Source organism: Ruegeria sp. F12, assembly GCF_056533885.1.
Genome location: NZ_JBQFOV010000012.1, coordinates 64,569 through 90,400 on the forward strand (window position 1 = coordinate 64,569; position 25,832 = coordinate 90,400).

Here is a 25,832-nt window from a genome sequence, read left to right on the forward strand (position 1 = left end):
GCTGAAACGAAACGCGACGCTGTACGAACAAGTCGCGCTTTTGGTTCCTAGCTGTGTATTGGACCGTCGCCACAAGCCAGAGCCGCTTCGCGTACGGCCTCGGAATAGGTTGGGTGCGCGTGGCAGGTCAGGGCCAGATCTTCGGCCGAGGCTCCGAATTCCATTGCAACGCAGACCTCGTGGATCAGGTCGCCCGCTGCGGGGCCGATGATATGGGCACCCAGAATGCGGTCAGTCTCTTTGTCGGCCAGAATTTTCACAAACCCGTCGGCGGCAAAGTTTGCCTTGGCGCGGCCATTGCCCATGAACATAAACTTGCCAACTTTGTAGGCACGCCCTGCTTCCTTCAGCGTGGCTTCGGTTTCGCCCACATTCGCGACTTCGGGCCAAGTATAAATCACGCCCGGAATGACACCATAGTTCACATGGCCGTGCTTGCCTGCGACCTGCTCGGCTGCGGCCATGCCTTCATCCTCGGCCTTATGGGCCAGCATCGGGCCTTCGGTCACGTCACCGATGGCGTAGACGCCAGGCACGTTGGTTTGCCAGTCACTGCCGACCTTGATCTGACCGCGCGGTGTCATCTCAACCCCCAACGCGTCCAGCCCCAGCCCGTCCGAGAAGGGTTTGCGCCCGGTGGCGACCAGCACGGTGTCGGCCTCGATCATATGCTCGCTGTCATCTTTCAACAGCTTATAGGTGACTTTGGCCTTGGTCTTGGTGGCTTCGGTCTTTTGAACCGCAGCCCCCATGACAAAATTCAGGCCCTGTTTCTTGAGGATACGCTGGAAGGTTTTCTGAACCTCGGGGTCCATGCCCGGCGTGATCTCCTTGAGGAATTCGATCACTGTCACCTCGGCCCCTAAACGGCTGTAGACCGAGCCCAGTTCCAGCCCGATCACGCCCGCGCCGATTACAACCATCTTTTTTGGAATCTTGCCCAGCGTCAGCGCGCCGGTCGATGTCACGACGACCTTTTCGTCCACCTCGACACCGGGCAGCGAGGACGGCTCGGACCCTGATGCGATGATGATGTTTTTGGCGGTGTGAACCTCGTCACCCACCTTCACCTGGCCGGCAGCTGGGATCGAGCCCCAGCCTTTCAGCCAGTCGATTTTGTTCTTCTTGAACAGGAACTCGATGCCCTTGGTGTTGCCGTCGATCACCTCGTCCTTGTAGGCCTGCATCTGTTTCCAGTCGACCGAGGGGCTTTTACCCTTGAGGCCCATCTTGGCAAAGTTGTGTTCTGCCTCGTGTAGCTGGTGACTGGCATGCAGCAGCGCCTTGGACGGGATGCAGCCCACATTCAGGCAAGTGCCGCCCAGCGTTTCACGCCCTTCGACAACGGCGGTTTTCAGGCCCAGCTGGGCGCAACGGATGGCGCAGACATAGCCGCCGGGGCCGGCTCCGATTACGATGACGTCATAGTTTGCCATTCAAATGGTCCTTTGTTGTTCTCGGGGGAGGGCATGCGCCCGGGTCCGTAGGCTTCTTATACCAGCGTGAGATGCAAGATTAAAACAGCGCCGCAAGCAGCATTGCGACAGTTGCGAAAAAGCTGACAAGCCAGACGATTGTACGCCATGGTGTCCAACCCAGCGCATAAGCGGGGACATAGATGACGCGTGCAACCAGAAAAATCCAGGCAGCAGCGGCGGTGAATGAGGTCGATTGTCCTGTCACGGTAATCACGAGGGCGGCGATGGCAAACAGGGTCAGCCCTTCGGTCAGGTTGCTGAGCGCACGATGCATCCGCCCCGAGGCTCCGGGCCGGTCAATTTCCGTGTCGCGGGGCCCGATCGCCTTGTTCACATCCATTTTGCCGTGGCTGACGGCCAGATAGGCAATGAACTGAACGGCCCAAAGCAAGGCGGCCAGGGTCAGAACTGTGATTTCGGGGGTCATTTGGTTATCCGATTTTAGCAGGGCCTGAGAGTGGCCGCGTCGCCAAAGCCGCGGCCGAAAACGCCTCAAAGCGCCTGGAGGTATAGATAGGCCGTTGCGAAAAATCCGGCCAGCCAGACGGTTGTGCGCAGGAACGGTACGGGAATGGCAAACGCGTAGATCGGAACAAAAACGATCCGCGCGATCAGGAATATCTGCGCGGCAAACAACGTACCGCCGGTAAAAGCGTCCTTGGCGGACAGGATCAGAATGGCAGGTGCAAACAGTGCCATAGCGACGACTGAATTGGCCAAAGCGCGCTCCACCCGACCTGCGACGCCGGTCAGCGGCGGCATGTCATCGCGTGCGCCGCCCAGCGCCATCAACCCGACCTGAGACATTGCAGTCAGGATATTCAGCAAAACCACAATAATGACCACCAGGCCATAGAGGGCAAGAATCGAAAGCTCGGAAGACATGATAGGTATCCTTTTGTCAATCTCAGTCCGGTCTTGCGACTACCATTCACCGGGCGCGAAGGCAGGCTGGGTTCACGGGTATTTGCGTGCCCGTGTGCGAGTTGACCCCGCACACGGTTTTTTTCAGATCAGACTGGTTTCAGCAGTTTCACTTGAATATGGGCCACGCCGCCGCGTTCGTGGTGCATCGCCAGTTCCTGCGAATCCAGAAAAGCACGGGCCTTGTCCAGATCGCGCACCTCAAACATGGCGATGGCGTGATCGCGCTGATCAGGATCGCGCCAGACGTGCAGGTCATGGATACCTGCCGCCTTGCGCATTGGCTGATCTTCGCGGAACACGGTCAGCCAGGCGTTGAAATCAGCCACATCGGCCTGCCAGAGAACATGGGTTGCCATGATTACAGATCCATCAGCAGGCGGCGCGGATCTTCCAACGCCTCTTTGACGCGAACCAGGAAGGTCACCGCACCTTTGCCGTCAACGATCCGGTGGTCATAGGACAGCGCCAGATACATCATCGGGCGGATCACCACCTGACCATTGATCGCCATCGGGCGGTCCTGAATCTTGTGCATGCCCAGAATACCCGACTGCGGGGGGTTCAGGATCGGCGAGGACATCAGCGAGCCGTAAACACCACCGTTCGAGATGGTAAAGGTGCCGCCCTGCATCTCAGCCATGGACAGCTTGCCGTCACGGGCGCGCTTACCTTTTTCGGCAATGGCTTTCTCGATCGCAGCAAAAGACATGCTGTCAGCATCGCGGATGACCGGAACCACCAGACCGGTCGGCGTGCCGGCGGCCACGCCCATATGAACGAAGTTCTTGTAGACAATGTCGGTGCCGTCGATCTCGGCGTTCACCTCGGGCACTTCTTTCAGCGCGTGGCAGCAGGCCTTGGTGAAGAAGGACATAAAGCCCAGACGCACGCCGTGCTTCTTCTCGAACTGGTCCTTATACTGGCTGCGCAGTGCCATCACTTCAGTCATGTCCACCTCGTTATAGGTGGTCAGCATGGCGGCGGTGTTCTGGCTGTCTTTCAGTCGCTTGGCGATGGTCTGGCGCAGGCGAGTCATCTTGACCCGTTCCTCGCGCGCAGCGTCATCGGCGGCCACAGGCGCGCGCGGCGCAGGGGCAGGTGCCGGAGAGGCAGCAGGCGCGGGTGCGGCAGCCGTTGCCACGGCGCGGGCCACGTCCTCTTTCATGATGCGGCCGTCGCGGCCGGTGCCGGTGACCTGATCAGCCGACAGACCGGCTTGTGCCATCGCTTTCTCAGCCGAAGGTGCGTTGGACACGTCCTTGCCCGTGGCCGCAGCTGCAGGGGCCGCCGCTGCCGGAGCAGCCGCCGGAACCGCAACAGCACCTGCGCCCGAGATCACGGCCAGTTTCGCCGATGCGTCAACGGTCGTGCCCTCCGGCGCGGTGATTTCCGCAAGAACACCTGCGGCGGGGGCTGGAACTTCGACTGAAACCTTGTCGGTTTCCAGCTCACACAGCATTTCATCCTGCGCGACGGCGTCGCCGACCTGTTTGAACCATGTGGACACGGTCGCCTCGGTCACGGATTCACCCAGCGTGGGAACCATTACGTCAACGCTGCCACCCGATGCGGCCGGAGCCTCAGCTGCCGGGGCCGCCGCCGCCGGTGCCGGAGCAGCGGCTGCGCCCTCTCCTGCGGTGATAGTGGCCAACAAGGCATCAACGCCAACGGTTTCACCCTCGGCGGCGACGATCTCGCCCATCACGCCGGCTGCGGGGGCGGGCACTTCGACTGTAACTTTGTCAGTCTCCAACTCGCAAAGCATTTCATCCACGACCACTGCATCACCCGGCTTCTTGAACCAGGTTGCAACTGTGGCCTCGGTGACCGACTCGCCCAGCGTGGGAACACGAACTTCAATGGACATCATTATTTTCCTTCAATGCTCAGCGCTTCGTTAACCAGCGCTTCTTGTTGGGCTTTGTGTTGGCTGGCCAGACCCGTCGCGGGCGAGGCCGAAGTAGCGCGGCCGACATAGCGGGGCCGTGTATGTTTTGCTTTAATCCGGGTCAGAACCCATTCGATGTTGGGTTCGATAAAGGACCAGGCACCCTGGTTCTTGGGCTCTTCCTGACACCAGACGATCTCGGCCCCTTTGAAGCGCTCAAGCTCATTGATCAGCGAATGCGCCGGGAACGGATAATATTGCTCGATCCGCATCAGGTAGACGTCGTCGATCCCGCGTGCGTCGCGTTCTTCGAGCAAGTCATAGTAGACCTTGCCTGAACACAGAACGACCCGCTTGACCTTGTCATCTGCGACCAGCTTGGTGTCCGAGTTGCCATGCTGCGCGTCATCCCACAGCACCCGGTGGAAGCTGGATCCGGTGGTGAATTGATCTGCGGTGCTGACGGCCAATTTGTGACGCAGCAGTGATTTTGGCGTCACCATGATCAGCGGTTTTCGGAAAGTCCTGTGCAGCTGACGGCGCAGGATGTGGAAATAGTTCGCCGGCGTCGTGCAGTTCGCCACGATCCAGTTGTCCTGCCCGCACATTTGCAGGAAGCGTTCCAGACGCGCGGACGAGTGTTCAGGCCCCTGACCTTCAAACCCGTGCGGCAACAGACAGACCAAACCGGACATACGCAGCCATTTGCTTTCACCCGAGCTGATGAACTGGTCAAACATGATCTGCGCGCCGTTGGCAAAGTCGCCGAACTGCGCCTCCCACAAGGTCAGGGCATTGGGTTCGGCCAGCGAATAGCCGTATTCAAAACCCAGCACCGCATATTCCGACAGCATCGAGTCGATCACTTCATAGTGCGACTGTCCGGCCCGGATGTTGTTGAGCGGATAGTATCGTGCCTCGGTCTCCTGATGCACAAAGCCCGAGTGGCGTTGGCTGAATGTCCCTCGCGTTGCATCCTGACCGGACAAGCGGACCGGATAGCCCTCGGTTAGAAGCGAGCCAAACGCCAGCGCTTCGCCGGTTGCCCAGTCGAACCCCTTGCCGCTTTCGAACATCTTTTTCTTGTGGTCCAAAAGTCGGCCGACGGTTTTGTGCAGCGCGATATCTTCGGGCACATGGGTCAGAGCGTTGCCGACCTCGGCCATGGTTTCCGGCGAGATCGCCGTGTCGCCCCGGACATACTCTTCTTTGTTTTTGTCCAGATGTGACCAGCGCCCGTCCAGCCAGTCGGCCTTGTTGGGTTTGTAATCTTTCCCGGCCTCGAACTCGTCATTCAGGTGGGCCTGGAAAGCGGCTTTCATATCCTCGATTTCGCCTTCGGGGATCAGGCCATCCTTGACCAAGCGTTCCGTGTAGAGCGACAGCGTGGTCTTATGCGTCTTGATCTTCTTGTACATGATCGGGTTGGTGAACATGGGCTCATCGCCCTCGTTGTGACCAAACCGGCGATAGCAGAAGATGTCGATAACCACGTCCTTGTGGAACTTCTGGCGGAATTCGGTCGCCACTTTTGCGGCGTGAACCACCGCCTCGGGATCGTCACCGTTCACGTGGAAAATCGGCGCTTCAACCATCAGCGCGATATCGGTGGGATAGGGGCTGGAGCGGCTGAAATGAGGCGCCGTGGTGAAACCGATCTGGTTGTTCACCACGATATGCATGGTGCCACCGGTCTTATGCCCCCGCAGGCCGGACAGACCGAACCCTTCGGCCACAACGCCCTGACCTGCAAAGGCCGCGTCGCCGTGCAGCAGAATGCCCATCACCGCCGTACGCTCGTCATCCTTCAGCTGGTCCTGCTTGGCGCGGACCTTGCCCAGAACTACCGGGTTAACGGCCTCAAGGTGGCTGGGGTTGGCGGTCAGCGACAGGTGGACATTGTTGCCGTCAAATTCCCGGTCGCTGGACGCACCCAGGTGGTATTTCACGTCGCCCGAACCATCCACATCCTCGGGCTTGAAGCTGCCGCCCTGGAACTCGTTGAAGATCGCGCGATAGGGTTTGCGCATCACGTTGGCCAGGATGTTCAGACGGCCCCGGTGCGGCATTCCGATGACGATATCCCGGACACCCAGCGCCCCGCCGCGCTTGATGATCTGTTCCATCGCGGGGATCAGAGCCTCACCGCCGTCCAGACCGAACCGCTTGGTGCCCATGTATTTGACGTGCAGGAATTTCTCGAAACCCTCGGCCTCGACCATCTTGTTCAGGATTGCCTTGCGGCCTTCCTTGGTGAACGCGATTTCCTTGCCGTAGCCTTCGATCCGCTCCTTCAGCCATGCGGCTTGTTCGGGATCGGAAATATGCATGTATTGCAGCGCGAAGGTGCCGCAATAGGTCCGCTTCACGATATCGACGATCTGCCGCATCGAGGCCATCTGCAGGCCCAGCACGTTGTCGATAAAGATCGGCCGGTCCATGTCGGCCTCGGTAAAGCCATAGGTCTTGGGGTCCAATTCGGGGTGGTTGGTCGCAGCACGCATCCCCAACGGGTCCAGATTGGCGGCCAGATGACCCCGGATACGATAGGCCCGGATCAGCATCAGCGCGCGTAGGCTGTCCAGAACCGCGCGCTTGATCTGATCTTCGCTAACCGCAACGCCCTTGTCTGCTGCTTTGTCCTTGATCTTTTTGCCCGCCGCCTTGGCGTCGATCTCGGCCCACTCACCGGTAAGCGCGCCCGTCAGGTCATCCGCAGGCATCGGCGGCCAGTCAGTGCGCGCCCAGGACGGGCCCTCGGCCTCGCGCTGCACATCCGGCGAAGCATCGCCCATGGCGCGAAAGAACTCGACCCAGGCCGCATCTACTGCATTCGGGTCCCGCGTGTATTGAGCGTATAGCTGTTCCAGATATTCGGCATTGTGCCCCTGCATGAAGCTTGAGGCATGAAAGGCGGAGTTGGGCGAGTGCTCGGTCATTGGGTTACCTCATATGGGTTGGGACCGTATTGGTTTGCGCCTGGCTGGCTGGGGCGGGTCAGCCACCACAGCACCAGGAGGGGCGAGATCATCAGGACTAGAAGTGTGGGTACAACAATCAGTAAAGTCGCGCGGGTGAACAGGATATCCAGATTGCCGCCATGCTGGAAGCTGGACGCCATGCCGATACCGAACACCAGCACAGCAACGGCCCCGGCCATCAGGAGCAGCGGAAACAGAGCATAAAGACCGCTGCGTCCGGTATCATGCATTCGCCGCCATGCGACCGCGAGATGCGGGAAGAAGACGATTAGGTTGACAATGCTCTGCACCGGTTGACTCGTTGTGGCAGCGACGGATTTCGTCGTTTCGGTCTCGGTCGTGGCGACTTGCGTGAAAAACTGAAGGTCGATGAAACCTGCGATGAGGCTCCAGATCACGATGAACAGGAAAAAGAACCAATACTCAGACCGCGAGGCACGACCCGAGAAGGTGAAGAATTTGGAGAAGCAGGTGCGGATGGCGTCAGAGAAAGTCATATCTACTGTCCGATATTCTGATGAGCCATTCCCCCGAACTGTCTTCGTTTAAGACGCCCGGCCCTATTTCAAACACCTCGATCCTTGCTGAGGGGAGACTGTGTTTTTTGCCAATTCCGGTCAGCATCCCAACCAGAAAGCAGGGTGCCGGAGCGAACGCGTTTTGTGTTGCAACGTGCCGCGAAATGGGCCCGTAGCTTTCCTGTTCAAAACTCCATTTTGAATTCTCAATAAGATTTCGCCCGGCACTAGATGGTACGCCGTAGATTCGACATTCAGCGCTATTAGGCGAAATACTGGTCCCTGCCCAAACAACAGCAATATCTTGAGAGTACCACCATGCGCTGCCCCCAATGATGCCAAAGTTATTCCACTCACCATCTTCTGGGGCTGGGTTTTTCCACAAGGCGTGAGAGCCAATCTGCTTCAGTACCCTTTCACGGTGATTTCGACGCGCGCGATCAAGTTGCAAGATATTCGGAATCGCACCTAGGGATTCTTGGCGGGAATTTTCTGATGCGTCCGAATCTAATGCCCACGCCACGAAATTTTGGACTATGTGCAGTTTGGTCGCTTCTTCAAACCTATCAGCATCCTCAATTCGAACTTCGGAGAATTGAGGATTACTAGTTCCAACAGGCAGTGCTGATTGGTTCTCAAAATTTAGATCGGTTTGCTGAATACAGGTTTCAACGAGTTTCACAAGGTCTGGAAATGAAAGCTCCTGATCCGCAAATGTCATTGAAGGAATCGCATTGCAAATGCAAAGAAGGGCTAAGAAACAATGCTCACGCAAGCGGTTAAAGGCGGGTAGGAAACCCGCCTTCGCTAAAAAAAATGCTCGCGAATGTGCTTGCATTTGGTGACTACCCAATCGCTTCCAGCACGGCCTCACCAAGCGTCGCGGGGCTTTCTGCCACAACGATACCGGCCGAGCGCATGGCTTCGATCTTGTCCTCGGCACCACCTTTGCCGCCGGCGACAATCGCGCCCGCGTGGCCCATGCGGCGGCCCGGAGGGGCCGTGCGGCCAGCAATGAAGCCAGCAACCGGCTTTTTGCGGCCCTTCTTGGCCTCATCCGCCAGGAACTGTGCGGCTTCTTCCTCGGCCGAGCCACCGATCTCACCGATCATGATGATCGAGTGGGTCTCGTCATCCGCCAGGAACCATTCCAGCACGTCGATATGCTCGGTTCCTTTGATCGGGTCGCCGCCGATGCCGACGCAGGTGGACTGGCCCAGACCCACATCGGTGGTCTGTTTGACGGCCTCATAGGTCAGAGTGCCCGAACGCGACACAACACCGACCGAGCCGCGCTTGTGAATGTGGCCGGGCATGATGCCGATTTTGCAGGCGTCGGGCGTGATGACACCGGGGCAGTTCGGGCCGATCAGGCGCGATTTGGAGCCTTCCAGCGCGCGTTTCACCTTCATCATGTCCAGAACCGGGATGCCTTCGGTGATGCAGACGATCACTTCCATCTCGGCATCAATCGCTTCGAGGATCGAGTCAGCTGCGAAGGGCGGCGGAACATAGATCACCGAGGCGTTCGCCTCGGTCACATGCTTTGCCTCGTGGACCGAGTTGAACACGGGCAGGTCAAGATGGGTCATCCCGCCTTTGCCCGGCGTCACACCGCCGACCATCTTAGTGCCATAAGCGATGGCCTGTTCAGAGTGGAATGTGCCCTGGGAGCCGGTAAAGCCCTGACAGATCACTTTGGTATTTTCGTCGATGAGGACTGCCATTTTAGGAGTCTCCTATTTCAGTTTCTCTGCGGCGACAGAAAAGAAGCCCGTCGCCTTATCGAATTCTTGAACGCGCCAACCATATTCAGCGCGTTGTTTCGGCAGCCAAGGGTCGGCGGCGCCATATCCTTGTCCAGGGGTGCCATTCACGACGACTACGTCGACCCAACCATCAAACTCCGACACAGCTCGCTCCAAGTGGGCGGTGCGTTTTTTGTGACCGGGTAGGAATTCCCAATCGGTCGTGCCAGGTGTTGCCCGTTTCCAAAGATCAAGGCGCGGAGGTACAGGCGTCCATTGAACTTCGGATTTCCAGAGCGTGATGCAAATACCGTCATTTTTCTCGGCACTCCAATCTTGACGAGGATTGGGCACGTCGTAACCGAGGGAATTGAAGGCTTCTACATATTGCATCACATTCTCCGGGGCTCCGCCCGTTCGTGCCTCAAACGCTCCGCCGGAGCGTTTGCCGGAGCAAAGGCCCCGGAGCGGCCCTTACCCCTTAACCGCCTTCACGATCTTCTCGGCCCCGTCTTTCAGGTTGTCTGCCGCGATCACGTCCAAGCCAGAGGTATTGATGATCTCTTTGCCTTTCTCGACATTGGTGCCTTCCAGACGCACGACCAGCGGAACCTGCAGGCCGACCTCTTTCACGGCCGCCACAACGCCCTCGGCGATCACATCACAGCGCATGATGCCGCCGAAGATGTTGACCAGAATGCCTTTGACGTTCGGGTCCGAGGTGATGATCTTGAACGCCTCGGTCACTTTCTCTTTAGTGGCACCGCCACCCACGTCGAGGAAGTTGGCAGGCTCGGCCCCGTACAGTTTGATGATGTCCATCGTGGCCATCGCCAGACCGGCACCGTTCACCATGCACCCGATCTCACCATCCAGCGCGATGTAGTTCAGGTCGTATTTCGAGGCTTCGAGTTCCTTGGGGTCTTCTTCGGTCTCGTCGCGCAGTTCAGCGATATCGGGGTGGCGGTAGACCGCGTTGCCGTCGAAACCAACCTTGGCGTCCAACACTTTCAGATCACCCTTGTCCGAGACGATCAGTGGGTTGATCTCCAGCATCTCCATGTCCTTCTCGACGAAGGCGGTGTAAAGCTGGCTCATCAGTTTGACGCATTGTTTGACCTGTGCGCCTTGCAGACCCAGCGAAAATGCGATGCGGCGGCCGTGATAAGGTTGATAGCCGGTGGCCGGATCAACCGAGAAGGACAGGATTTTCTCGGGCGTGGCTGCAGCCACTTCTTCGATATCCATGCCGCCTTCGGTCGAGCAGACGAAGGAAATACGGCTGGTCTGTCGATCTACTAGCAGGGCAAGATACATCTCAGTCTCGATGCCGGAACCGGCCTCGATATAGATGCGGTTGACCTGTTTGCCTGCAGGGCCGGTCTGATGCGTGACCAGCGTGCGGCCCAACATTTTTTTGGCCTCTTCGGCGGCTTCTTCGACCGATTTGGTCAGACGGACACCGCCCTTTTCACCGGCATCAGCCTCTTTGAAGCTGCCCTTGCCGCGGCCGCCCGCGTGGATTTGTGCCTTTACGACCCAAAGGGGGCCATCCAGTTCACCGGCTGCGGTTTTGGCTTCCTCGGCGCGCAGAACCGCGCGACCGTCGGAGACCGGGGCGCCATAGCTGCGAAGAAGCGCCTTGGCTTGGTATTCGTGAATGTTCATCGAAATTGTCCCGTCTGACTACGATTGACCTTTTATAGGGGTGTGTAGGGGACAAGTTTAAAGGCTTTTTTGATAGCAAAGCGGTATTTCACAAAGATTTTCACTATTTGTGATCACAGTATTTTCAGGTGTGATCACAAAAATAAACTGATGTGGAAAGTGATTCGAGCACGCCATCTTCGCGATAGGTAACGCATTCAGAAACCGGTATTTACTCTGTTTGCGCCAACATGTGCGACCGATATGCGACGACACGCGACCAAAAGAAAACCGGCCCAGAATTGGACCGGTTTCAATTTAGATTGGGTCTGCAGCTTACGCCAGAGAGTTGTCGATGCCCTTACATGCTTCGATCAGGCCTTTCACGGCGTTGACCGAGTTGTCAAAGCCAGCTTGCTCTTCTTCGTTGAGCTTGATGTTGACGATCCGTTCAATGCCGCCGGCACCGATCACGGTGGGAACGCCCACATACATGCCGTTAACACCCAGCTCGCCATTGCAATAGGCGGCGCAAGGCAGAACGCGCTTCTGGTCTTTCAGAAAAGCTTCGGCCATTTCGATAGCCGAGGTGGCCGGAGCGTAGAAGGCCGAACCAGTTTTCAGCAGGCCAACGATTTCGGCGCCGCCGTCACGGGTACGCTGAACGATGGCGTCCAGTTTCTCCTGCGTGGTCCAGCCCATCTCGACCAGATCCGGCAAAGGAATACCGGCGACGGTTGAATAGCGCACCGACGGCACCATCGTGTCGCCGTGGCCGCCCAGCACAAATGCGGTCACATCGCGCATGGAGACGTTGAACTCTTCCGACAGGAAGTGAGCAAAACGGCCCGAGTCCAGAACGCCTGCCATACCGCAGACTTTGTTGTGCGGCAGGCCCGAGAATTCGCGCAGCGCCCAGACCATTGCGTCCAGCGGGTTGGTGATGCAGATGACGAACGCATCGGGCGCGTTGGCGGCGATGCCTTCACCCACGGATTTCATGACCTTCAGGTTGATGCCCAGCAGGTCGTCCCGGCTCATGCCCGGTTTGCGGGGGACACCGGCGGTTACGATGCAAACGTCGGCGCCTGCGATGTCTTCGTAGGACTGGGTGCCCTTCAGCTTGGCGTCGAACCCTTCGGAGGGGCCGGATTCTGCGATGTCCAGCGCCTTGCCTTCGGGGGTGCCTTCGGCGATGTCGAACAGGACAACGTCACCCAGTTCTTTCATTGCAGCGAGGTGGGCGAGCGTGCCGCCGATCTGACCTGCGCCGATCAGCGCGATCTTGGGTCTGGCCATGTGGAATATCTCCGATGGATTTTGAAATCGCGGTTGTGCTAGTCGCTAAAGCGGCAATACGCAAGGGTTTCACGACGCGGCATACAACCGCATACCGTTGCTGGGGCGCTTTGATTGCGCTAAACGGCCTTTGAGATACGCTTTTTCGGAACCGCCGCATGTTTGAGTTGAATTTTGTGTTTTTTGCGGTGGCGATCCCGGCGGTGATCTTTGCAGGCATTTCCAAGGGCGGGTTCGGGTCGGGTGTGGCCTTTGCATCCTCATCGATTCTGGCACTGATCCTGACGCCGGGACAGGCGCTGGCGCTGATGTTGCCCATCCTGATGGTGATCGATGTTGCCACGTTGAAGCCTTATTGGAAGCGCTGGAGCTGGCCGGATTCGCGCCTGTTAATCCTTGGCGCTGTGCCCGGCATCGCGCTGGGCGCGTGGCTGTACCGCGTGACAGATGACGATTTGTTGCGCCTGCTGATCGGAGGGATCTCGGTTGGGTTCGTGATCTGGCATATGGCGCAAAGCAAGGGCTGGATTCGCGGATTTGCCAACCGGTTGCCGCCCTCGGCCGGGCTGTTTGCGGGGCTGGTGGCCGGGTTCACCAGCTTTGTCAGCCATGCTGGCGGCCCACCCGCCGCCGTCTACCTGCTGTCGCAGCGCCTGTCGAAGACCGAGTTTCAGGCCAGCACCGTGCTGGTCTTCTGGGTGATCAACGCGGCGAAATTTGTGCCCTTCGCCTATTTGGGCCTGTTCACCTGGCACACCGCGCTGGCGGATTTACTACTGACCCCTTTCGCCATTCTTGGCGCGTGGTTGGGCGTCCGGGCACATTTCATGATGTCCGAGCGCCTGTTCTTTGGCATCGCTTACGTCCTGCTGACCCTGACAGGCGGCAAACTGATCTGGGACGCGCTTACCTAGATGTTGGGCGGCAGCGCCTCGGCCATATCCTCATAGGACTGACCGGACGCGATCAGGCAGGTTACCCCGTCCGGCAGTGTGACAGTGATCGTCCAACTGCCGCTTGCGGCAGAGGCGTAGACCTCCATCACCGCACCCTGACGCGCGATGCCGATAACCTGCCGGGTCTCGCCATAGGTTTCGGTTAGCCGTTTGACCACGTCTTCGCGCGGGGCGCAGGTTCGAGCCTGTACCTGCTGGGCGGCCAGAACCATGATTCCCAGCCCAATTGTCATCGTGAACAGCGTCTTCTTCATCCTTGTACCCTTTCGATTCCATCTGTCTTAAAGGGTGCGGGCCAGGCACCGAAATCCGGTTAAACCAACGCACGTTGCGTCGCGAATGCTGCGATGCGGCGATTTTGCTCTTGAACTTTCCGAAAAAAAATGCCCCATTCTGCGCAACTTTATTTCTTTTTGGAGAGGCCAATGGACCCCCGTCAGCGCCCCTATCGCTCTGTACTGTATATCCCCGGCTCGCGTGATCGGGCGCTGGACAAGGCACGCACCTTGCCGGTCGACGCGATCATCTTTGATCTGGAGGATGCAGTTGCAGCGGATGAAAAAGAGAACGCGCGTGAAACGCTCAAGGCTGCTCTGGCCGCAGGCGGGTACGGCGCGCGGGTCAAGATCGTGCGCATAAACGGGCTGGACACCGAATGGGGTCGCGCCGATGCCGAGGCCGTGCGGGACATGGATGCCGACGTGGTTTTGCTGCCTAAGGTGAACTCGGCCGCTGATGTAGACGCGCTGGCTGCGATCACCGGCGATATCCCGATCTGGGCGATGATGGAGACCCCGCGTGGGATGCTGAACGCGGCCGATATCGCCGCACATCCGCTGATGGCGGGTTTCGTAATGGGCACCAACGACTTGGCCAAGGAGTTGCAGACCCGGTTCCGCCCCGACCGCTTGCCGCTGATGACCTCGCTGGGCCTGTGCCTGTTGGCCGCCAAGGCCGAGGGGCTGATCATCGTGGATGGTGTCTACAATGCCTTTAAGGATGACGAAGGTCTGGCCGCAGAATGCACGCAAGGCCGCGATATGGGCTTTGACGGCAAGACGCTGATCCACCCCGCTCAGGTCGAGATCACGAACGCCGCCTATGCGCCCTCGGATGCGGAAATCGACTTGGCCCAACGTCAGATCGCTGCTTTTGAAGAGGTCGAGGCGCAAGGGCAAGGCGTTGCTGTCGTGGATGGCAAAATTGTTGAGAACCTGCACGTTGCAACCGCCCGCGAAATTCTGGCAAAAGCAGAGGCGATTTCAGCTTTGCAAGCGGGGTAAGCCAGCATGGGCTTCGTTCTTCTGATCCTTGGTGTGGCGCTTTGGTGGGCCGCACATCTGTTCAAGCGCGTCGCGCCCGCACGGCGGGCGGCCATGGGCGATGGCGGCAAAGGTGCGGTGGCACTGGCGCTGGTGGCGGCGATTTTGCTGATGATCTTCGGCTATCGCATGACCGATTTCATCTATGTCTGGGCGCCGCCCACATTCCTGATCCACGTCAACAACCTGCTGGTGCTGATTGCCATCTTCCTGATGAGCCCCGCACCCAAGAAAGGCCGCCTTCTGAACAAGCTGCGCCATCCGATGCTAGGCGGGTTCAAGCTGTGGGCCTTTGCGCATCTGCTGGTGAATGGCGATCTGGCCTCGATCATCCTGTTCGGCGGATTGCTGGCCTGGGCCGTGGTCGAAGTGATCGTGATCAACAAGTCCGAACTTGACTGGACCCCCGGCGATCCCGGGAATTACGGCAAAGACGCGATGTTCTTTGTGGCCTCGATCGTTCTGCTGGGTTTCATCGGCTATATCCATGGGCTGGTCGGCCCATCGCCGTTCGGATCGTGAGGGGAACAAGATGGCAAAACTCTATCGTCTGCTGACCGAAGAGGACACCTCGGCCTTTTGCCACAAAGTGTCCGACGCGCTGGCCAAAGGGTGGGAGCTGTATGGCGACCCGTCATATGCCTTTGACGCCGCCAATAACGTGATGCGCTGTGCGCAGGCTGTAACCAAAGAGGTCGCGGCCGACTATTCACCCGATATGAAACTGGGACAACAATAATGGCAAAAACCAACTCAGGCCGCTTTTTCGAGGACTATTCCGTCGGGCAGGTGCTGCAGCATGCGGTGCCGCGCACCGTAACCGATGGTGAGCGCGCGATGTATCACGCGCTCTATCCAGCGCGTCATGCGCTGTATTCTTCGGATGAGTTTGCCCGAGCCTCTGGCCTGCCGCAAAGCCCGCTGGATGATCTGGCGGCCTTCCACGTGGTGTTCGGCAAGACAGTGCCGGATGTATCGCTGAATGCGGTGGCCAATCTGGGCTATGCCGAGGGGCGCTGGCTGAAGCCGGTCTATGCCGGTGACACGTTGCGGTCGGAATCCGAAGTGATTGGGATCAAGCAGAATTCGAACGGGAAGACCGGGGTGGTTTACGTACGCACCCGTGGCCTGAACCAGCGCGACGAGGCAGTCATGGAGTATGTCCGCTGGGTGATGGTGCGCAAATCAGGCCTGTCCGCCCCCGCGCCCGAAGCGGTTGTGCCGCAGTTGAAAAAGGCGTTGGAGCCAAGTGATCTGGTCATTCCGCAGGGTTTGAATTTCTCGAACTACGATTTTGCCCAAGCCGGTGAGGCGCATCGCTGGGGCGATTATGAGATCGGCGAAAAGATCGACCACGTGGACGGTGTCACCATAGAAGAGGCCGAGCATATGCTGGCCACCCGCCTTTGGCAGAACACCGCCAAAGTGCATTTCGACCTGACCTTCCGCCCCGAGGGGCGACTGATCTATGGCGGGCACGTGATCTCGATGGCTCGGGCGTTGTCGTTCAATGGCCTGGCCAACGCGCAGATGATCGTGGGTCTGAACGGCGGTGCGCACGCCAACCCGTGTTTCGCGGGTGACACGATCAAGGCCTGGTCCGAGGTTCTGGACAAGGCCGAAACCGGTGTGCCGGGTGTAGGTGCCATCCGCCTGCGTTTGGTTGCTACGAAAGGCGGCGAACCATTTGAATTGAAAAATGAGGACGGCCGATACATGCCGGGCGTGCTTTTAGACCTCGATTATTGGGCGCTGATGCCAATCTGATCCGTGCGCACATTCATGTGATCGCAGCTCGGCACAATCGTGCTAGGCTGCGCGCATGTTGCTTCGATCCTTAGCTGCCTGCATTCTGCTTTCGCCGCCCGCCTGGGCGTGTGATTTGGCATTGGCGCTTGCGGTGGATGTCTCGGGTTCGGTCGATTCGTCGGAATACCGTATCCAGATGGACGGGCTGGCGGAAGGATTGCGGGATCCCATCGTCTCAGAAGCTTTGGTGCGCGGAAACGCGCGCCTGATGCTGGTTCAGTGGACCGGCGCGTCGCGGCAAAGAATAACCATCCCCTGGACCAAAATCGACAGCTTCGAAACCCTCGACCGGTTTGCTGATCAGGTGGGTGCTGATCCTCGGGTCTGGCGCAACTTCTCGACAGCTATCGGAGAAGCACTTGAGATGACTCTGGTGAATTTTGACGAGGTTGCCACCTGCAAGCGGCATTTGATCGACATCTCGGGTGATGGAATTTCCAATGAAGGGGTTGAGCCGACCGAAATTCACGAGACCCTGCGCCGCCGCGGCGTCACTGTGAATGCCATTGCCATCGAAGAAAGCGAACCCGACCTTACGGCATATTTCTTCGAAAACGTAATCGTGGGTGAAGGTGCCTTTGTGGTGTCGGCCGCCGGGTTCGAAGATTACCCCGAGCGCATCCGCAAAAAACTGCTGCGCGAGGTGACGCAGCAAACCGCTGGATTGGAATAGATTCGAGGCTCGGGCGCTAACATTCCGAGCGCGTGATTAATTTTGTGATCACGTCATTATTTTGCGTGATCACAACTTGCCGATATCTGCCATATTGCGTCAATTTGCGGCTTTTTTGCATGTGCAGCACGTGACAGTGTCGCAAAAACCAGTAAAACGTTCGGTAGCCAACCGAAAAGGAGCCGCCATGGCCGATGTTAATCGGGGCAATCGCCCGCTTTCTCCGCATCTGTCGATCTATCGTCCGCAATTGACCTCGGTCACATCCATCCTGACACGCATCACCGGGAACGCCATGATCGTGGCTGCTTTGCTGATCGTCTGGTGGTTTCTGGCCGCTGCGACCTCGCCCGAGGCATTCGAGCGCGCGAACTGGTGGCTGACGTCGGTTTTGGGCGATCTGGTCATGGCGCTGTCTTTGTGGGGGCTGTGGTATCACACGCTGGCCGGTATTCGGCATCTGATTTGGGACAACGCGATGGGCCTGGATATTCCCACTGCTACTAAATTGGGTTGGGCTGTAGTTGGCGGATCGGTTGTCCTGACCCTTCTGACCCTGATTATCGTTGCTTAAAGGAGGCCAACCATGCGTTATTTGACAGACCGCAAACGCGCAACTGGCCTGGGATCGGCCAAAGCGGGCACAGCCCATTTCTGGCGGATGAAGGTCAGCTCGGTGGCTTTGCTGATCCTTGTTCCGCTGTTCATCTTCACCTTTGGTCCCGTGTTGGGGCAGCCCTACGATGTGGTCCTGGACTATTATTCGCGCCCGTTCCCGGCGATTGTTGCGGCGCTGACATTGGTGATCGGTATGAAACACTTCGCCGAAGGCGCACAGGTGATGCTTGAGGATTATGCCCACGGCACGACCGAGAAGGTCCTGATCATCCTGACAACCTGCCTGTCCTATGGCGCGGCTGCGGCGGGCCTGTTCGCCATCGCCCGCATTGCCCTCTAATTCCCGGAGCTGAAAGAAATGGCTGCATACGAATACGAAACGCATGAATATGACGTGGTCGTTGTCGGCGCCGGTGGGGCGGGTCTGCGGGCCACCTTGGGCATGGCCGAACAAGGGCTGCGCACCGCCTGCGTGACCAAGGTTTTCCCGACCCGCTCGCACACGGTTGCGGCGCAGGGTGGCATCGCAGCATCACTGTCGAACATGGGGCCGGACCATTGGCAGTGGCACATGTATGACACCGTCAAAGGCTCTGACTGGTTGGGCGATACCGACGCGATGGAATACTTGGCGCGTGAGGCCCCCAAGGCAGTATACGAGCTGGAACATTATGGTGTGCCGTTCAGTCGGACCGAAGAAGGCAAGATCTATCAGCGTCCCTTCGGCGGCCACACCACTGAATTCGGCGAAGGACCCGCAGTACAGCGTACCTGTGCGGCTGCTGACCGGACCGGCCACGCGATCCTGCATACACTGTACGGGCAATCGCTGAAGAACAACGCCGAGTTCTACATCGAATATTTCGCCATCGACTTGATCATGTCCGAGGACGGGCAGTGTCAGGGCGTCGTCTGCTGGAAGCTGGACGACGGTACGATGCATGTCTTCAACGCCAAGATGGTTGTACTGGCGACCGGCGGCTATGGGCGCGCCTATTTCAGCGCCACATCAGCCCATACCTGCACCGGTGACGGCGGTGGCATGGTCGCCCGCGCGGGCCTGGCCCTGCAGGATATGGAATTCGTGCAGTTCCACCCGACCGGTATCTACGGCTCGGGCTGCCTGATCACCGAAGGTGCTCGGGGCGAGGGCGGATACCTGACCAACTCGGAAGGTGAGCGGTTCATGGAGCGCTACGCGCCCCAGTACAAAGACCTTGCGCCCCGTGACTATGTCAGCCGGTCGATGACCATGGAAATCCGCGAAGGGCGCGGAGTGGGTGGAGAAGGGGATCACATCCACCTGAACCTGTCGCACCTGCCTGCCGAGGCACTGGCAGAACGCCTGCCGGGCATCTCAGAGTCGGCCAAGATTTTCGCCGGTGTCGACGTGACCAAGGAACCGATTCCGGTTCTGCCAACGGTTCACTACAACATGGGTGGCATTCCAACGAACTACTGGGGTGAGGTTCTGAACCCCACTGCCGATAACCCAACCGCCGTGGTTCCCGGTCTGATGGCTGTCGGTGAGGCCGGATGTGCCTCGGTTCATGGGGCAAACCGCTTGGGCTCGAACTCTTTGATCGACCTTGTGGTCTTTGGCCGCGCGGCCGCGATCCGGGCCGGTAAGGTTGTAGATGCCGAGGCTGCGAATCCGGTACTGAATCAGGCGTCGGTCGATAAGGCGTTTGACCGGTTCGATGCGGCACGCAACGCCAATGGTTCGATCCCGACCGCCGACCTGCGACTTGAGATGCAGAAAACCATGCAGGCTGACGCGGCAGTATTCCGTACCGCCAAGACCATGGCTGAAGGCGTCGAAAAGATGACGGCCATTGCAGCCAAGATGGACGATCTGAAAGTCACCGACCGCTCGCTGGTCTGGAACAGCGACCTGATGGAGACGCTGGAACTGGGCAACCTGATGCCGAGCGCATTGGCGACGATCGTCGGAGCCGAAGCGCGTAAGGAATCTCGTGGTGCCCACGCCCATGAGGACTTTGCCGAGCGCGATGATGAGAACTGGCGCGTTCACACCGTTAGCCGGGTCGAGGGCAACAAGGTCGAGCTCAGCTATCGCCCTGTGATTGCGGACCCGCTGACGACCGAAGCCGAAGGCGGCATCAGCCTTAAGAAAATCGCTCCGAAGGCGCGGACCTTCTGATCGGTTGATCTGTCAAAGCCATCCCGGATTGGGGTGGCTTTTTTATTTGGCGCGTGTGCGGATCAAACAAGTTCTGACAACGCATTCTTTAACAATCCCGAGACACGCATCGGATCGCGTTGGACGGCGAATTCGAAACAGGCAAGCCGTTTCTCATTCAGTTCCGCGTCAGACATCTCCATCATACGCATCATCATACGGATCAACCCGCGGGGGTTTTGCGCAGGGTAAAGCAGATCGTGGCAGGTCTCGGGTGTGGTTTGTTTATGCGCCTCGATGTCGGGTCCGACTATTGGCAAGCCGAAGGTTTGCGCCAACATCGCCGTGCCCGAGGTGAAGGTGGTTGTCGATGGTAGCACATAGACATGGGCCTGCGAAAATAGCTGAGGTATTTCGCTGTCGGGTATGCGATCGGCAATGACCGAAACATTGGCGATGCCATCCAGTCGACGCGCCAATCGGCGGCCCTTTCGAAATACACGCCCGGCGATCGAGACGTGAAACGCGTGCCCTCGATTGGTGAGTTTACGGGCCGCGAGGTGAAGCCGTTCCAACTCACGATTGCCGCGCATGGCGCCGAAGGTCAGAAAACGCGTGATCTGGCGGGGTGCGAGGGGACGGGCCATTGAGACTTCGGCATGTTCATAAACTCCCAGATAGCTGGGATGCGGGATCAGGCGCAGTTTTTCAGACTCGGCCCCGTATTCGGATATCATATAGGCCCATGCATGAGGCGTGTGAACGTGGATCAAATCCGCCATTTTCGTCAGGGCACGGCGGTTTTCGGAAAATAGGTCGTTGGCGTCACCATGGCTGTGGGCCTGTTGGTTGTGGATGGTCCAGATCAAGCGGCCACCGTTTTGCTTGAACCGGTCCAAGTGCGCGCGCGCCTGCTGGAATTTTAGCGCATCATCCTCGCCTGATTCTCGAAACAGCCTATCATCCCAATGTAGGTGGAGAATCCTGTTTTCTTCCTGAAAATCAGGGTGTGCAAATTCTGAAAACTCCACGTTCTTAGATGTGGTCAGATTGAATTCCGGCCCGCAGGCGGAATACATCATTTTCTGATACGGGTTCTTTGTCCCGAAAGGAATATTTGCGACGTTTGTCGGCATTTTTCGGGTTTGCACCTGCTGGAATTCCAAGCCATTTCACTTCTTGCACGTTTCCCGCGCAAAATCAGTTTGTAAAGGCGAAAATGCCTAATTTTATTGACTGTTTTCAAGGCGAAAAGGTTGGCTTTCCGCCTCTCAAAGTGTATCAACAGGCAGGAATTTAGCGAGGTCGGAAATGGTACAACTCACCCTGCCAAAGAATTCCCGGATCACCACCGGTAAAACCTGGCCCAAGCCGGATGGCGCGACCAATGTGCGCAAGTTTCAGATCTATCGCTGGAACCCGGATGATGGTCAGAACCCTCGGGTGGATACCTATTTCGTCGATATGGACAGCTGCGGCCCGATGGTTTTGGACGCGCTGATCAAGATCAAGAATGAGATTGATCCGACGCTGACCTTCCGCCGGTCCTGCCGCGAAGGTATTTGCGGATCCTGCGCGATGAATATCGACGGGATCAACACACTGGCCTGTATCTATGGCATGGATGAGATCAAGGGCGACGTGAAGATTTACCCGCTGCCCCATATGCCCGTGGTCAAGGACCTGATCCCTGATCTGACGCATTTCTATGCTCAGCATGCCAGCATTATGCCGTGGCTGGAAACCAAGACCAACCGCCCGGCGAAGGAATGGAAGCAGTCCATCGAAGATCGCAAAAAACTGGATGGCCTGTATGAATGCGTGATGTGCGCAAGCTGCTCGACCTCGTGCCCCAGCTACTGGTGGAATGGTGACCGTTATCTTGGACCCGCCGCGTTGCTGCACGCATATCGCTGGATCATCGACAGCCGCGATGAGGCAACGGGTGAGCGCTTGGATGAGTTGGAAGATCCGTTCAAGCTGTATCGTTGCCACACGATCATGAACTGTGCCAAGACCTGCCCCAAGGGTCTGAACCCGGCCAAAGCGATTGCCGAAATCAAAAAGATGATGGTCGAACGCGCGGTTTGACCCGCGCTGCCATGCTTTGCCGCCTTGCGGTAAGCGCATGGCAAGATTGCAAAATCATGCACTGCGAAGGGTGCTGATCGGGCTTATAGTCTGGTCAGGGAGGAGTGATTGAACCAATTAGGGATCGCTCCGATGGAAAAAAAACCCCCAGAAAAACAAGCCGCTGCGGCAAAAGCACTGGAGTTGCTGGATCAGGCGTGGGCCTACTACATGCCCGAGCCGAACTCGACCCAAGAGCAGCATGAACCAGAGTTATTTGAATACGCAAACGCGGCTTGATCCGCCGATCGGAATGGGCGATGGAAGGCCATGCCCATTCTGTTGCTTTTGCTTGCTGCCGGAGTCTTCGCCTATCTGTTCTGGCGATCCCGCACAACGACTCTGACGCGTGATTGCCGTTGGCGTCAGCACCGCAAAGAAGGGATTTGGACTTGCGCTTTTTGCGGCGCGCGGCAGGAGGGCGAGACCTCTCCTACCGCATGCTTCAAGGGACGAGAGTGACGGTAGATCCGTCTGGATTCAGGTCTCATGAAACGCGGCCTGCAAGGCAATTTCGACCATGTCGCCAAAGCTGCTTTCCCGCTCGGACGAGGGGAGCGCCTCACCGGTCAACAAGTGATCAGAAACTGTCAGCACCGCCAGCGCGCGGCATTTATGGCGCGCGGCCAGAATATAAAGCTCGGCGGCTTCCATCTCGACGCCCAGAATGCCGTGGCGCACCATCTGTTCGTTCAGATCGGGCCGTTCGTCATAGAACACGTCCGACGAATAGATGCCGCCCACATGGGTCGGCGTGCCTTTGGCAGCCGCAGCCTGCGCCGCTGCTTGCAACAGGCCCCAATCGGCACAGGGGGCAAAATTCAGCTCTTTCATGATGCCCCGCGAAGGCGTGCTGAGTGTGGTCGACGTCATCGCCAAAATCACGTCGCGGATATTGACGCTGTCCTGCATTCCGCCGCACGAACCGATGCGGATCAGAGTTTTTGCGTCGTAGTCACGGATCAATTCGTTCACGTAGATCGACAGTGAGGGCATGCCCATGCCGCTGCCCTGAATCGTAACCGGGTTACCTTTCCACGTGCCGGTGAAACCCAACATGCCGCGCACATTGTTGACCTGTTTTGCGTTGTCTAAAAAGGTCTCGGCGGCCCATTTTGCCCGATAGGGATCGCCGGGCAACAATACCGTTTCTGCGATTTCGCCTTTTTCAGCGCCAATATGAATTGTCATGTCAGGTCAATTCCAATCAGATTTCCAAATCAGCCATATTGGCGCCGGAATTCAGCGCATCATGCACCCATTGCGGTTTTCGGCCGCGCCCGGACCAGGTTTGATCGGGCGAAGAAGGATTGCGATATTTCGCTTTGGATTTGGCTTGTTTTCCAGTCACAGAACCGCCATCTGACAATTCAGCCAGCGAAAACCCGTATTCCGCCGCTGCTTTTTCAGCAGCTTTCAGAGCTTCTTGCCGCTCTCTTTTCTCTGCTTTTTTCAACGCCTTATCAACATTTTCGCGCAGGGCGATCAGCTCTTTGCGCGACATGTTTTCCAGATTGGTTCCCATCTGATTTCCCTTGTATTCGAATCGAATTCCGGATGGTGTCAAAGCCAAACCGGAATTCCAATGACAGGCATTATCTATCCCTTTTCTCAAGGAATAGAAATTGAGAATCCAGAAAGAAACAGAACTGTTATTGCGCCGCCAGATTTTGCGGATCGACCAGAGTCACGATGTCACCCATAATCGCATTCAGTTCGAAATTTTTGGGTGTGTAGATTTCGGAAACACCCATCGCTTTCAATTTCTCGGCGTCGTCATCCGGGATGATGCCGCCTACGATCACAGGCACGTCCAATCCGGCCGCGTTCAGGCGCGTCATGACGTCCTCGACCAGCGGAATATGGCTGCCCGACAGGATTGATAGACCGATCACATGTGCCTTGTCTTCGATAGCGGCGTTGACGATTTCCTCGGGCGTCAGGCGGATGCCTTCATAGCTGATGTCCATGCCGCAATCGCGCGCGCGGAAGGCGATCTGTTCTGCGCCGTTGGAATGGCCGTCCAGCCCCGGCTTGCCGACCAGGAATTTCAGACGACGCCCCAGCTTGTCGCTGACCGCATCCACAGCGGCGCGCAATTCGTCCAGCCCTTCGGTTTTGTTCGAGACCGACCCTGACACACCAGTGGGTCCGCGGTAGGTGCCGTAGACCTTGCGCATCTCTTCGGCCCATTCACCAGTGGTGACGCCCGCCTTGGCGGCTGCGATCGAAGGCTCCATGACATTGGCACCGGTCTGCGCCGCTTCGCGCAAAGCCGCGAGCGCTGCGGAGACTGCGACGTCGTCACGCTCGGACCGCCACTCGTTCAGGCGGTTGATCTGTTCCTGCTCGACAGCCGGATCAACTACCATGATGCCGCCATCTTCGGTTTGCAGCGGCGAGGGCTCGCCCTCGGTCCATTTGTTCACGCCGACCACGACGGTCTCATTTCGTTCGATCCGGTTCAAGCGTTCGGCATTTGAATCCACCAAGCGGGATTTCATGTATTCGATCGAGGCGACCGCACCGCCCATCGAATCCAGGTTGGCCAGTTCTGCGCGTGCACCTTCCTTTAGGTCTTCAACCTTGGCATCGACAGCAGGGTTGCCGTCGAACAAGTCGCCATATTCCAGCAGGTCGGTCTCATAGGCCAGAATCTGTTGCATCCGCATGGACCATTGCTGATCCCAGGGGCGCGGCAGGCCCAACGCCTCGTTCCACGCAGGCAGCTGAACTGCGCGTGCGCGGGCTTTCTTCGACAGGGTCACGGCCAGCATCTCGATCAGGATGCGATAGACGTTGTTTTCCGGTTGTTGCTCGGTCAGGCCAAGCGAGTTCACCTGCACGCCATAGCGGAAGCGGCGGAATTTGGGGTCTTCTACACCGTAACGGTCTTTCAGAATCTCATCCCAAAGATCCACAAAGGCCCGCATCTTGCACATCTCGGTCACGAAACGGATGCCCGCGTTCACAAAGAACGATATCCGACCACAGAGCGCGGGGAAATCTTCGGCCGGTACGCGCGGGCGCAGCTCGTCCAACACGGCGATGGCGGTGGCCAGCGCATAAGCCAGTTCCTGTTCGGGTGTCGCGCCAGCCTCTTGCAGGTGGTAGGAACACACGTTCATGGGGTTCCATTTCGGTACGTTGGTATAGCAGTACTCGGCCACATCCGCGATCATCTTCAGCGACGGTTTCGGCGGGCACACATAGGTGCCGCGGCTCAGGTATTCCTTGATCAGATCGTTCTGAACCGTGCCCTGCAACTTGGACACATCCGCGCCTTGTTCTTCGGCCACGGCGATATACAGCGCCAGCAACCATGGTGCGGTCGCGTTGATGGTCATCGAGGTATTCATCTGTTCCAACGGAATCTGGTCGAACAGAACCCGCATGTCGCCCAAGTGACTGATCGGCACGCCGACCTTGCCGACTTCGCCGCGCGCCAAAGTGTGGTCGCTGTCATACCCCGTCTGAGTCGGCAGATCGAAAGCGACCGAAAGGCCGGTCTGACCTTTGGCCAGATTGCCGCGATACAGCGCGTTTGACGCCTGTGCCGTGGAATGACCGGCATAGGTTCGGATGAGCCAGGGGCGATCTTTCTGCATCTGCGTCATAGCTGGGCCTCGTGTCTTTCCTGGGCAATAAAATTACTCACGAAGCCTCTAAATCGCAATTTTTGGGATATGTCAATT

At 57.9% G+C, this 25,832-nt stretch carries 27 protein-coding genes and 1 pseudogene; 11 read left to right on the forward strand and 17 right to left on the reverse strand.

Going from position 1 to position 25,832, the window contains the following annotated elements; genetic code table 11:
• Positions 1-47 precede the first annotated feature (47 nt).
• From lpdA to mdh, 12 genes are all read right to left on the reverse strand, one after another.
• On the reverse strand, positions 48-1,436 hold the full coding sequence (lpdA, locus tag ACR0CA_RS15680; protein ID WP_480900121.1) for a dihydrolipoyl dehydrogenase: 1,389 nt from the start codon (positions 1,434-1,436) through the stop codon (positions 48-50).
• Positions 1,437-1,515: 79 nt separating this feature from the next.
• A complete protein-coding gene (locus tag ACR0CA_RS15685; RefSeq protein ID WP_170789720.1) occupies positions 1,516-1,905 on the reverse strand; it encodes an MAPEG family protein in 390 nt (129 codons plus the stop codon).
• Between the two features lie 65 nt (positions 1,906-1,970).
• Positions 1,971-2,363: an MAPEG family protein gene (locus ACR0CA_RS15690; RefSeq protein ID WP_480900124.1), complete on the reverse strand. Its 393-nt coding sequence runs from the start codon at positions 2,361-2,363 to the stop codon at positions 1,971-1,973.
• Positions 2,364-2,491: 128 nt separating this feature from the next.
• A complete protein-coding gene (locus tag ACR0CA_RS15695) occupies positions 2,492-2,761 on the reverse strand; it encodes a hypothetical protein (protein WP_170784916.1) in 270 nt (89 codons plus the stop codon).
• Between the two features lie 2 nt (positions 2,762-2,763).
• Positions 2,764-4,272, reverse strand: a complete 1,509-nt coding sequence (odhB, locus tag ACR0CA_RS15700) for a 2-oxoglutarate dehydrogenase complex dihydrolipoyllysine-residue succinyltransferase (RefSeq protein WP_480900126.1) — start codon at positions 4,270-4,272, stop codon at positions 2,764-2,766.
• Positions 4,273-4,274: 2 nt separating this feature from the next.
• Complete coding sequence (locus ACR0CA_RS15705; protein ID WP_480504488.1) at positions 4,275-7,232, reverse strand: 2-oxoglutarate dehydrogenase E1 component; 2,958 nt, start codon at positions 7,230-7,232, stop codon at positions 4,275-4,277.
• Positions 7,229-7,771, reverse strand: coding sequence for a DUF805 domain-containing protein (locus ACR0CA_RS15710; protein ID WP_480900128.1), 543 nt, complete (start codon positions 7,769-7,771; stop codon positions 7,229-7,231). Before ACR0CA_RS15710 ends, ACR0CA_RS15705 begins: the two co-directional genes overlap by 4 nt.
• The gene (locus ACR0CA_RS15715) at positions 7,758-8,513 is read right to left on the reverse strand and encodes a hypothetical protein (RefSeq protein ID WP_480900130.1); all 756 of its coding nucleotides are present in this window, start codon (positions 8,511-8,513) and stop codon (positions 7,758-7,760) included. Before ACR0CA_RS15715 ends, ACR0CA_RS15710 begins: the two co-directional genes overlap by 14 nt.
• A 124-nt stretch (positions 8,514-8,637) precedes the next feature.
• Positions 8,638-9,519, reverse strand: a complete 882-nt coding sequence (gene sucD / locus ACR0CA_RS15720) for a succinate--CoA ligase subunit alpha (protein WP_170353524.1) — start codon at positions 9,517-9,519, stop codon at positions 8,638-8,640.
• A gap of 12 nt (positions 9,520-9,531) precedes the next feature.
• A complete protein-coding gene (locus ACR0CA_RS15725; protein WP_170784906.1) occupies positions 9,532-9,933 on the reverse strand; it encodes a hypothetical protein in 402 nt (133 codons plus the stop codon).
• A gap of 81 nt (positions 9,934-10,014) precedes the next feature.
• A complete protein-coding gene (gene sucC, locus ACR0CA_RS15730; protein ID WP_170784904.1) occupies positions 10,015-11,208 on the reverse strand; it encodes an ADP-forming succinate--CoA ligase subunit beta in 1,194 nt (397 codons plus the stop codon).
• Positions 11,209-11,523: 315 nt separating this feature from the next.
• Positions 11,524-12,486, reverse strand: coding sequence for a malate dehydrogenase (gene mdh, locus ACR0CA_RS15735; RefSeq protein ID WP_480900133.1), 963 nt, complete (start codon positions 12,484-12,486; stop codon positions 11,524-11,526).
• 158 nt (positions 12,487-12,644) lie between these two features.
• Between mdh and ACR0CA_RS15740 the strand changes: the two genes are divergently transcribed.
• Positions 12,645-13,400: a sulfite exporter TauE/SafE family protein gene (locus ACR0CA_RS15740; protein WP_480900135.1), complete on the forward strand. Its 756-nt coding sequence runs from the start codon at positions 12,645-12,647 to the stop codon at positions 13,398-13,400.
• Here ACR0CA_RS15740 and ACR0CA_RS15745 read toward each other — a convergent pair.
• Positions 13,397-13,696, reverse strand: a complete 300-nt coding sequence (locus ACR0CA_RS15745; RefSeq protein WP_480504493.1) for a hypothetical protein — start codon at positions 13,694-13,696, stop codon at positions 13,397-13,399. The genes ACR0CA_RS15740 and ACR0CA_RS15745 overlap by 4 nt on opposite strands.
• A gap of 171 nt (positions 13,697-13,867) precedes the next feature.
• Here ACR0CA_RS15745 and ACR0CA_RS15750 point away from each other — a divergent pair, with 171 nt between their 5' ends.
• The 8 genes from ACR0CA_RS15750 to sdhA all read left to right on the forward strand — a co-directional run bounded on the left by ACR0CA_RS15750 (position 13,868) and on the right by sdhA (position 20,028).
• On the forward strand, positions 13,868-14,725 hold the full coding sequence (locus ACR0CA_RS15750) for an HpcH/HpaI aldolase/citrate lyase family protein (RefSeq protein ID WP_480900137.1): 858 nt from the start codon (positions 13,868-13,870) through the stop codon (positions 14,723-14,725).
• A 6-nt stretch (positions 14,726-14,731) separates the two neighbouring features.
• Complete coding sequence (locus tag ACR0CA_RS15755) at positions 14,732-15,286, forward strand: NnrU family protein (RefSeq protein ID WP_480900139.1); 555 nt, start codon at positions 14,732-14,734, stop codon at positions 15,284-15,286.
• Between the two features lie 10 nt (positions 15,287-15,296).
• Complete coding sequence (locus ACR0CA_RS15760) at positions 15,297-15,503, forward strand: DUF1737 domain-containing protein (protein WP_170751789.1); 207 nt, start codon at positions 15,297-15,299, stop codon at positions 15,501-15,503.
• Complete coding sequence (locus tag ACR0CA_RS15765; protein WP_480900142.1) at positions 15,503-16,531, forward strand: MaoC family dehydratase; 1,029 nt, start codon at positions 15,503-15,505, stop codon at positions 16,529-16,531. Before ACR0CA_RS15760 ends, ACR0CA_RS15765 begins: the two co-directional genes overlap by 1 nt.
• Positions 16,532-16,586: 55 nt before the next feature.
• Positions 16,587-17,246 carry a DUF1194 domain-containing protein gene (locus ACR0CA_RS15770; protein ID WP_170789731.1) on the forward strand — a complete coding sequence of 220 codons (660 nt, stop codon included), beginning with the start codon at positions 16,587-16,589 and terminating at the stop codon, positions 17,244-17,246.
• Positions 17,247-17,433: 187 nt separating this feature from the next.
• Positions 17,434-17,820 (forward strand): succinate dehydrogenase, cytochrome b556 subunit, encoded by a 387-nt coding sequence (gene sdhC / locus ACR0CA_RS15775; protein ID WP_170772535.1) that lies wholly within the window; start codon positions 17,434-17,436, stop codon positions 17,818-17,820.
• A gap of 12 nt (positions 17,821-17,832) precedes the next feature.
• Positions 17,833-18,204 (forward strand): succinate dehydrogenase, hydrophobic membrane anchor protein, encoded by a 372-nt coding sequence (gene sdhD, locus ACR0CA_RS15780; protein WP_170772533.1) that lies wholly within the window; start codon positions 17,833-17,835, stop codon positions 18,202-18,204.
• An 18-nt stretch (positions 18,205-18,222) separates the two neighbouring features.
• The gene (gene sdhA / locus ACR0CA_RS15785) at positions 18,223-20,028 is read left to right on the forward strand and encodes a succinate dehydrogenase flavoprotein subunit (RefSeq protein WP_170772531.1); all 1,806 of its coding nucleotides are present in this window, start codon (positions 18,223-18,225) and stop codon (positions 20,026-20,028) included.
• A 62-nt stretch (positions 20,029-20,090) separates the two neighbouring features.
• Here sdhA and ACR0CA_RS15790 read toward each other — a convergent pair whose 3' ends face one another.
• Positions 20,091-20,906: a glycosyltransferase gene (locus ACR0CA_RS15790; protein WP_480900145.1), complete on the reverse strand. Its 816-nt coding sequence runs from the start codon at positions 20,904-20,906 to the stop codon at positions 20,091-20,093.
• Between the two features lie 412 nt (positions 20,907-21,318).
• On the opposite strand from ACR0CA_RS15790, the gene ACR0CA_RS15795 reads away from it, so the two are divergent.
• Positions 21,319-22,098 (forward strand): succinate dehydrogenase iron-sulfur subunit, encoded by a 780-nt coding sequence (locus ACR0CA_RS15795; protein WP_170772528.1) that lies wholly within the window; start codon positions 21,319-21,321, stop codon positions 22,096-22,098.
• Positions 22,099-22,230: 132 nt separating this feature from the next.
• A complete protein-coding gene (locus ACR0CA_RS15800) occupies positions 22,231-22,377 on the forward strand; it encodes a hypothetical protein (protein ID WP_480900147.1) in 147 nt (48 codons plus the stop codon).
• A 240-nt stretch (positions 22,378-22,617) separates the two neighbouring features.
• Here the strand turns inward: ACR0CA_RS15800 and deoD are convergent, their stop codons facing one another.
• The 3 genes and pseudogenes from deoD to ACR0CA_RS15815 all read right to left on the reverse strand — a co-directional run.
• Complete coding sequence (deoD, locus tag ACR0CA_RS15805; RefSeq protein ID WP_480900149.1) at positions 22,618-23,328, reverse strand: purine-nucleoside phosphorylase; 711 nt, start codon at positions 23,326-23,328, stop codon at positions 22,618-22,620.
• A gap of 16 nt (positions 23,329-23,344) precedes the next feature.
• A complete protein-coding gene (locus tag ACR0CA_RS15810; protein WP_170784883.1) occupies positions 23,345-23,662 on the reverse strand; it encodes an H-NS histone family protein in 318 nt (105 codons plus the stop codon).
• Positions 23,663-23,789: 127 nt separating this feature from the next.
• A pseudogene (locus ACR0CA_RS15815) lies at positions 23,790-25,757 on the reverse strand (methylmalonyl-CoA mutase family protein); the annotation flags it as partial.
• Positions 25,758-25,832: the final 75 nt, after the last annotated feature.